This window comes from Microcoleus sp. A003_D6 (genome assembly GCF_036702825.1).
Lineage (GTDB): Bacteria > Cyanobacteriota > Cyanobacteriia > Cyanobacteriales > Microcoleaceae > Microcoleus.
In genome coordinates, this window is sequence record NZ_JAUBWA010000197.1 from 1 (window position 1) to 8,074 (window position 8,074).

The window sequence follows — 8,074 nt, forward strand, 5'->3', positions numbered from 1 at the left end:
CCCCTGGGTTTCGGCTGTAAATTTCCCTCTGTTTTTTGTTGCTTGACCAGTTTTTGAACTAAGCTTTTACTGACGGAGAATATCGCTGCTGTTTTTCCGATCGACAGCTTCCGATCTTGATGGGATGCTACTATTTGTGTTCGCAAATCTACTGAATATGCTTTCATTGGCGTATTTCTTTAATCTATTCTTATTGTACCTCATAACACCCGGAAGTGCTGTAAATGGCGATCGAGCCGATCGAACTTGTTACCTGACAATAAAATCTCACTTCCTGTTAATCTCTCGTGTCGGGGAGAGTTTCAACTACATACTCCGGTACATATTCGGACTGATTCTCGGACTGATTCTCGGACTGATTCTCGGACTGATTCTCCGGCAAATTCTCCGGCAAATTCTCCGGTGGATATTCGTGCCTGACTCGCCGGATCGGGAGATTTGCAATCAGTGCTGTAGCGCGCTGGTCGCTAGCGAGCGAGAACTCAGACCCCGTGGTGTCGATTTCCACGTAGCGAGATACCACCTCTAGAATTTCTCGGCGCATCGACTCAACCATTTCGGGGCTGAGTTCTGAGCGATCGTGGGCTAGAACCAGTTTGAGGCGCCGTTTTACCTCGTCGCGGCTGTTATCAGGGGTGCGCGGGAAAAGTCGTTCGAGAAGTGTATATAGCATGGGTCTGGCAGGTTTGTCAATGGTTAGGCATAGAAAACTTAACTTTGGGAAAATCTAGGCTATGGTGTTGGATGGAGTCGCTACTTGTTAAAGCCGATCGCCAATATTGGCGACAAATTACATAATTTTAGTGTTTAAGAACTTGCGGAGTCGAGTAAACAAGTTTTCCCGACGGGGATTGATATCTAGAAATTCAACTTTTTCGCCTTCTAAGCGGCGGGCAATATTGTCGAAGGCAGTTCCAGCTAAAGATGCCGTTTCCGACAATACTAATGGTTCGCCTCGGTTGGTGGAAACGATGACGCGCTCGTCGTCGGGAACGACGCCTAACAGCGGAATCGCGAGGATTTCCCGCACGTCTTGCACCGACATCATATCATTGGCCAGCACCATTGCGGGCCTGATCCGGTTGACTATCAGGTTGATTTTCTTGACGTTGTTGGCTTCCAGCAGGCCGATGACTCGATCGGCATCGCGGACAGCAGCGATTTCGGGAGTGGTGACAATGATGCCTTCTTGAGCCGGGGCGATCGCATTTTGAAAACCTTGTTCAATTCCAGCCGGAGAGTCAATCAAAATATAGTCGTGTTTTGCTGCCAACATCCCCACAAGCTGCTTCATTTGCTCGGCGCTGATGGCATCTTTCATCCGAGTTTGAGCCGCCGGCAACAGCACCAAACGCGGCTGCCGCTTATCTTTCACCAAAGCTTGCTCTAACCGGCACTCTCCTGCGAGAACTTCTAATGCCGTGTAAACAATGCGGTTTTCTAAGCCCAGCAGCAAGTCTAAATTTCTGAGGCCGAAATCGGCATCAATTACGGCAACGTTGCGTCCCCGCTTAGCTAAAGCCATGCCGAGATTGGCTGTGGAGGTGGTTTTTCCTACCCCGCCTTTCCCTGATGTAACAACAATAATGCGAGCCATAAGCGATTTTAGATTTATTGGTCAGTTGTCATTAGTCAGTTGTCAGTAGTCAGTAGTCAGTAGTCATTAGTTATTGGTCATTGGTCATCGGTCATTGGTCATCAGTCATTGGTCATTAGTCATTGGTCATTGGTCATTGGTCATTAGTTATTAGTCATTAGTTATTGGTCATTGGTTATTAGTCATTAGTTATTGGTCATTAGTTATTGGTCATTGGTCATCGAGCGTTGCCAACTGGCAATTAATCTTATTCTTTGTCGTTAGTTAGCATTTCTTGTTTGGTAATTGGGCAACAATTTGTTACTCATTGAATCAACTCAACACTCAAAACTAATAACTCTCCTTGTTCTACCAATTATCTATGAATTTGCACGGAAATTTTAAATCGTCCTTTAGTGACTGATTTAGCCAAGGGTAAAATTATCAAGCGCCGACTTAAAAAGAAATAGTATTGCCAATGACTGATGACCAACGACTAATGACCAACGACTAATGACCAATAACTAATGACTAATGACCAATGACCAATGACCAATGACCAATGACCAATGACCAATGACCAATGACCAATGACCAATGACCAATGACTGATGACCGATGACCAATGACCAATGACCAATTACTCATTACCCCCGATTAACTGCGATTTGTCAAAATCAGAGGCTCTGCCGATCCTAATCCCTTGGGGCGTCACATAGGCGACTTCCGGGAAAAACTGAGGGGGTGAGGTTTCTGGGCCTCTGGCAACATACTTAGCAATCCTAATCACCATCGGTTCCATCTGCAAGGTCATAATCACGCTTTTAGTATTGCCGCCAGCACCGGCGTGCACTACGCCCCGCAAACGGCCCCAAACTAGGATATCGCCTCCGGCGATGACTGAGCCGCCTGGATTTACGTCTCCCAAAAGTACGACGGTGCCTGGATGGCGAATTTCTACGCCCGATCGCACTGTCATCTGCAAATATAAAGGTTCCGCCAGCGATTGCGGTTTTTCGGCTGAGGCTTTATTCAGGGAAGAAACCGGAGGCTGCTGTTCTACACAATAGCCTGCCGTAGCTGCGGCAACGGCGGTTTGGCGGCGGTTGGTGTGGACTCGTTTGAGTTGCAGTTCCACTTCGGATAGTGCATCGGCGATGGATTGCAGTTGGCGGATATCTAAAAGTCGATCGTTCCCCATCAATTGTACTTCTGCGTTTGGCTGCCAAAAGCGTTCTCCTGCATTCAGCCTGACTTTTAGCTGCTGCCAAAGTTCAGTCCAAGTCGAGGCGGAAGCTGTTGCGGGTTCGCTGTTGGTTTCTGGGGGGAGTAGCAACAGTAGCTGTCCATCTTCTGTTTTAAGACGGACTTGCATATCGAGGCTGACTTCTGGTGTCGCTTGAGTGGTAGGGGCGGAAGTAGCTCCAGCGGTGGCATCGGGTGTCATGGACAGGTCTGAGTTCGGGTAGGGACAGGTTAACATCAATATTAGCTCGATCGGGCATTGGGCATTGGGCATTGGGCATTGGGCATTGGTATAGCAACCGCCAAGACAGTTAGGAAGTTGTTAATGAGTAAAACCATTGATTTTATTGCTTCTTCCTTCTTCCTTCTTCCTTCTTCCTTCTACAAATATGCAGCAAATAGAACGTTATCGCGGCAGTCTTCTCGGTTTAGCAGTTGGCGATGCTCTCGGAACAACTTTAGAGTTCTGTCGCCCCGGAACTTTTGCGCCTATTAACGATATGGTTGGCGGCGGCCCGTTTCGACTGCAACCGGGCGAGTGGACGGACGATACTTCGATGGCACTTTGTTTGGCTGAAAGTTTGATTGAGAAACAAGGTTTCGATCCAGTCCATCAGTTAGAAACATATCTGCGGTGGAGTACAGACGGACATTTGAGCAGCAATGGTGAATGTTTTGATATTGGCAATACAGTTCAACAAGCTCTTTGGAAGTTTGAAGATACAAGAAAACCTTACTGCGGTTTTACCGATGCTCAGACTGCTGGCAATGGTTCGATTATGCGCTTGGCTCCCGTGCCTTTGTTTTATGCTACAAATCCTTTGGAAGTAATAGAAAAATCGGCAGAAAGTTCGAGAACTACTCACGGTGCTGCTACCTGTGTGGATGCTTGCCGCTATTTTGGTGCTTTAATTGCGGGGGCTGTGAATGGAGTTGCTAAAGATGTGTTGCTTTCGGAAAGATATTGTCCGATTTCTGGATATTGGGCAGCAAATCCGCTGGTGGCCGAAATTGATGAGATTGCGGCGGGTTCTTTTAAATTGCGACAACCTCCTGAAATTAAAGGTACGGGTTATGTTGTCAAGTCTTTGGAGGCGGCACTTTGGGCGTTTTACAACAGTTCTTCTTTTGCGGAAGGTTGTTTGTTGGCTGTGAATTTGGGCGATGATGCGGATACAACTGGTGCGGTTTACGGACAGTTGGCAGGGGCTTTTTACGGAGAATCTGGTATACCGCAAAAATGGATCTCGCAATTAGCCGATCGCTCTTTAATTGCATCTTTTGGCGATCGGCTCTTGACTTTATCTCGATCGATCTGAATATTTACCACAGTTTTCCACTGCATGACAACAGAGTAATCGGTCATCGGTAATTGTCAACCGCTAAAGTGCGACTAATGACTCCTGACTCATAACTGCAAAACTTCTTGACTTTTGCAGCAAGTTGTGCTTAGCGGATTTACTCCGCATATCTCTAAAAAAAAAGATTTATTTACAAATCTTAATTATTGATTAAATTTAGTATTATAATCTTGGTAACTTCCAACTAAGTATTTATTCTCACTATCATGGTAGCGGATCAATTTCCTTGGCTGACCGCAATTGTCATCCTACCCCTCCTAGCTTCCCTCGCCATCCCTTTTCTGCCGGATACAGACGGCAAAACCATTCGCTGGTATGCACTAGGCGTAGGTATTGCAGATTTTGTATTAATGTGCTGGGTGTTTTGGACTCATTACGATCCGAGCATCTCTACTTTCCAAATCGTAGAGCAATATCCCTGGATACCTTCTTTAGGTCTCAACTGGTCTGTTTCCGTTGACGGACTGTCAGTTCCGCTGGTACTGTTGGCGGGATTGGTGACGACTCTATCTATTTTTGCTGCATGGGAGGTCGATCGCAAGCCGCGACTCTTTTACTTCCTAATGCTGGTAATGTACTCCGCACAGATAGGAGTCTTCGTCGCCCAAGACATCATGCTGCTGTTCATTGTCTGGGAACTAGAACTAATTCCGGTGTACCTGCTAATCTCGATTTGGGGCGGACAAAACCGCCGCTACGCAGCTACCAAATTCTTGATTTACACCGCAGGCGCTTCCATCTTTATTTTGATAGCTGCCTTAGCAATGGCATTCTACGGCGGAGGAACCCCCACCTTCGACATGGTAGAACTAGGCTTGAAGGACTACCCACTGGGTTTAGAATTACTGCTTTATGCGGGATTGCTGATTGCTTTCGGCGTGAAACTGGCGATTTTCCCCTTCCACACTTGGCTGCCTGATGCCCACGGTGAAGCATCTTCTCCCGTGTCGATGATTCTGGCCGGCGTACTGCTGAAAATGGGCGGATACGGACTGATTCGTCTCAACTTAGAACTTCTCCCCAAAGCACACGTTTATTTTGCACCGATTATGGCGGTGCTCGGCGTGGTCAATATTATCTACGGCGCGCTGAATTCCTTCGGGCAAACGAACATGAAGCGCCGCTTAGCGAATTCGTCGATTTCTCACATGGGATTTGTGCTGCTTGGTATTGCTTCCTTCACGGATTTGGGAATCAACGGGGCGCTGTTGCAAATGATTTCCCACGGTTTAATCGCCTCAGTATTGTTTTTCCTGGCTGGCGTTACTTACGATCGCACCCATACCATGATCATGGACGAGATGGGCGAGATTGGCAAAGTCATGCCCAAAGTTTTTGCCTTGTTTACCGCAGGCGCTTTGGCTTCCTTAGCACTTCCTGGTATGAGTGGTTTTGCTAGCGAACTCTCAGTGTTTGTCGGTGTGGCAACTAGCGATATCTACAGCGATTCTTTCCGCGCCGCGATCGTGTTCTTGGCGGCGGTAGGAGTGATTTTGACGCCGATTTATTTGCTCTCGATGCTGCGACAGTTATTTTACAATTGTGGGACACTAGCGGCTTGCGACCTTGAGGATCTAAATTTGCAGAATCAGAGAAACAATCTGGATGAAGCGGTTTGTTTCGGTAATAGTTGCGTTTTGCCTGGTGATGCACAGTTTATTGATGCTAAACCTCGGGAAGTGGCGATCGCATTTTGCTTTTTGATACCGATTGTTGGCATTGGTTTTTATCCCAAGATGGCGATGCAGGTTTACGATGCCAAGACTGTGGCGGTGAACGCAGAAGTCCGCCAATCTTACATCCAAATCGCTCAAGAAAATCCTCGGATTTATGCGGAGGGATTTTTGGTTCCCAAAATTGCACAAGCTCAAAAAGCGCCTGCGTTGGGCAAAATTACCGGATCTGAATCTGCATCGGTTTTGGGTATTGTCAAATAGAAGACCGGGCGGTTAAAACCGCGTCTATACAGACAAAACCCGCCGACGCGGGTTGAAGAAAAAGCGGTTAAAATTACATTATTTTCTTCAGTCCGCGTCGGCGGACTTCGTTTTTGTAGGCGCGGTTTCAACCGCCGTCTGCATCTGCAATAATCTGCGCTAGATTTTCCCTAGCATATCCCACATCCCGAATCGATTTATCCTCCAGATCCGAAGCAAGTTTGGTGAGGATATTTAGCGGTTCTTCAAAGCCTGTAGTTTTCGCAAACAAAACTTGCAGCCGATTTTTCACTAATTCTAAAATAGAGCGACTTCGCTCGCCTTTACCCCCTTTTTCTTTAGCAATACTGATGCTCAAGCTGTGAGTTTTCAACAGCCGCATTCTTTCTATTCCTTGCGTCTTAACCGTCTCCAAAACCTCCGCTCGAATCCGATCGACTAATCTGTCGCTCACATATTGCACGATCAAAGGCTGAAGCATAAAAACAGTTTCTGTATCCTCACTGATTTTTTCAATCAGCGAGCGGCGACCCAGAGAATCGAGATTTTTCAGCAAATCCGAAATCGACGAATTGACCAAGATATGCTCTCGCAAAGTCGCCAGGGAAATCGGACTTTGAGCAATAGCCATCCAGTAGGCAATCTCTTGTTCAGAACTCGACATCCGATCGAACTGTTGGGCCAGCAAATTGCTGATATGTTCTTCAATAAATAACGCCGTTGCTTCCAAAAACTTTAAAACATTCCCCTCGAAAAACTCGTGAATCGTTGTCGCTACAATTTTTAACGCTAACAGATTGCCTCCGTACCGGGATAACAAGATTTTCCACTCTCGATCTGAAGCAGACAAACCTTTTTCTTGGAAAATTGCCCGGGCAATTTCCTCGGAAATCACAGGTTTTAAAGACCGCACTTTTTCTCCGGCCAGCAAAGCCAGTTCCGTAGGTTCTTCCGAACTAACTAGCACTGCACAGCTATTGTGATTGACTTCACAGAGCCGTACAATTAAATCTCGATATCCTTCGCAGCCTTCGCGGTAGTGTCCCGCTAATTCTTCTGGTCTGAGAACCGCTTCAAAATCGTCTAAAATTAGCAGACAGCGGTGCTTGCGCAGATACTCGACCAACCGCGAAATTTGGCTGTTGAGGTCGATGGGTACATCGGGTTTTTGTTGGTTAGAAAAAAGTTGAATTAAGCTTCCTACGAAGTCGGATGGTGCTGGTGTCGATCGCAGCGATCGCCAAATCACAAAATCAAACTCATTCTGTACCTGTTTTGCCAACTGCACCGACAGAATTGTTTTGCCGCTGCCGGCCAAACCCAGCAGTGCTACCAGGCGACAATTATCTGATACAATCCACTGCTTTAAAGTAGTTAATTCTTCAGTCCGTCCGTAAAACACCGAAACATCCGGTGCTTGGCCCCAATCTTCCTGTCGGCGCGAGATCGCCAGGTTTAATAGAGATCCTTTACCTCGACTAAAATCGATCGTTCCCTGATCGGTGTGGTATGAAAACAGCAACTGATGCCTCAATTCCGACAGCTTTCCAGGGCCGTTCCCCCCGATGTGAAACTTTTTGTAAACTTCGCCGAGTCTTTTGCGAACGGCGATGTCGCTAATGCCAAGCTTGGTTGCGATGGTAGCCGTAGATTGACCGTCGAGAGCCATAAACACAGTTTCTAACTCGGCATCTGTGACACCGCGCTGTTTGGCGATCGTTTGCACAAAGTTTTGAGGAATCGGAGTAGTCAAGGTAAAAATCTCGCCTGTACTAAAAATCTATCTTCTATTATATTGTGTGAGTTCTCGCGGGCGAGAAATTCAATCGAATTTGCAAACGTTCAGCTTGCTTTTTGCTGTTTGGGCAGTTTTAGATATTTATAGGAAATACCCTGAAAACCCCGTGACTTCAGTCCGGGGATGAAAGGGAGTTGCAGGATTTATCCTGCCTACT

Annotated in this window: 6 protein-coding genes; 2 read left to right on the plus strand and 4 right to left on the minus strand. The window is 46.8% G+C overall.

Annotation, left to right across the window (positions count from 1 at the left end; all coding sequences use genetic code 11):
• Nucleotides 1-277: 277 nt before the first annotated feature.
• The 3 genes from minE to minC form a co-directional block, all read right to left on the minus strand.
• Nucleotides 278-673 (minus strand): cell division topological specificity factor MinE, encoded by a 396-nt coding sequence (gene minE, locus QUB70_RS30480; RefSeq protein ID WP_442927856.1) that lies wholly within the window; start codon nt 671-673, stop codon nt 278-280.
• Between the two features lie 117 nt (nt 674-790).
• Entirely contained in the window at nt 791-1,597 is an 807-nt protein-coding gene (minD, locus tag QUB70_RS30485; RefSeq protein WP_332985467.1) for a septum site-determining protein MinD, read from the minus strand.
• A 619-nt stretch (nt 1,598-2,216) separates the two neighbouring features.
• Nucleotides 2,217-3,023 carry a septum site-determining protein MinC gene (gene minC / locus QUB70_RS30490; protein ID WP_332985471.1) on the minus strand — a complete coding sequence of 269 codons (807 nt, stop codon included), beginning with the start codon at nt 3,021-3,023 and terminating at the stop codon, nt 2,217-2,219.
• 187 nt (nt 3,024-3,210) lie between these two features.
• Between minC and QUB70_RS30495 the strand changes: the two genes are divergently transcribed.
• Together QUB70_RS30495 and QUB70_RS30500 are read left to right on the plus strand one after the other, a co-directional pair.
• Nucleotides 3,211-4,140 carry an ADP-ribosylglycohydrolase family protein gene (locus tag QUB70_RS30495; protein ID WP_332985468.1) on the plus strand — a complete coding sequence of 310 codons (930 nt, stop codon included), beginning with the start codon at nt 3,211-3,213 and terminating at the stop codon, nt 4,138-4,140.
• Nucleotides 4,141-4,388: 248 nt separating this feature from the next.
• Nucleotides 4,389-6,119, plus strand: coding sequence for an NAD(P)H-quinone oxidoreductase subunit 4 (locus QUB70_RS30500; RefSeq protein ID WP_332985469.1), 1,731 nt, complete (start codon nt 4,389-4,391; stop codon nt 6,117-6,119).
• Nucleotides 6,120-6,246: 127 nt separating this feature from the next.
• Here the strand turns inward: QUB70_RS30500 and QUB70_RS30505 are convergent, their stop codons facing one another.
• Nucleotides 6,247-7,872, minus strand: a complete 1,626-nt coding sequence (locus QUB70_RS30505) for an NB-ARC domain-containing protein (protein WP_332985470.1) — start codon at nt 7,870-7,872, stop codon at nt 6,247-6,249.
• Nucleotides 7,873-8,074 lie beyond the last annotated feature (202 nt).